Below are 231 nucleotides of genomic sequence, written 5' to 3'. Positions count from 1 at the left end.
TCTCACTTGTCTTTTCGCATACTCATACCGGCATTCTCACTTCTATTCTCTCCACCCAACCTTACGGTTGACCTTCTCTGATAATAGAACGCTCCCCTACCCCTTACAGTAAACTGTAAAGCCATAGCTTCGGTGATACACTTGAGCCCCGTTACATTTTCGGCGCAGAACCACTCGACCAGTGAGCTATTACGCACTCTTTAAATGGTGGCTGCTTCTGAGCCAACATCC

General features: G+C 47.6%; 1 rRNA gene. It reads right to left on the bottom strand.

What is annotated here, in order from left to right:
* Positions 1-231: ribosomal RNA gene (locus tag DSOL_RS26585) — 23S ribosomal RNA — on the bottom strand; the annotation flags it as partial.

It is taken from the genome of Desulfosporosinus metallidurans (genome assembly GCF_001936615.1).
In the GTDB taxonomy this organism is placed as follows: domain Bacteria; phylum Bacillota; class Desulfitobacteriia; order Desulfitobacteriales; family Desulfitobacteriaceae; genus Desulfosporosinus; species Desulfosporosinus metallidurans.
This window is presented reverse-complemented; position numbering and strand designations above follow the sequence as displayed.